The organism is Roseovarius sp. A46 (assembly GCF_004126395.1).
GTDB lineage: Bacteria > Pseudomonadota > Alphaproteobacteria > Rhodobacterales > Rhodobacteraceae > Roseovarius > Roseovarius nitratireducens.
The window spans coordinates 1-255 of sequence record NZ_PVWS01000106.1 but is presented as its reverse complement, the minus strand read 5'-3'; the positions used below and the strand labels follow the sequence as shown (position 1 = coordinate 255).

The following is a 255-nucleotide window of genomic DNA, read 5'->3' as shown; positions in this document are numbered from 1 at the left end:
GCCACATGATCAAGGGCGTCTCCGAGGAAACCACCACCGGTGTGCACCGGCTCTACAAGATGATGGAGAAGGGGCACCTGCCGTTCCCGGCGATCAACGTCAATGACAGCGTCACCAAGTCGAAATTCGACAACAAGTATGGCTGCAAGGAAAGCCTCGTCGACGGCATTCGCCGCGCCACCGACACGATGATGGCGGGCAAGGTCGCCGTCGTCTGCGGCTATGGCGATGTCGGCAAGGGGTCTGCCGCGAGCC

The 255-nt window shown here is 61.6% G+C and carries 1 protein-coding gene; it reads left to right on the top strand.

Features of this window, described 5'->3' with window-relative positions:
- A partial coding sequence (locus C6W92_RS17540) for an adenosylhomocysteinase (RefSeq protein WP_164989304.1) occupies positions 1–255 on the top strand: 255 nt, incomplete at both ends.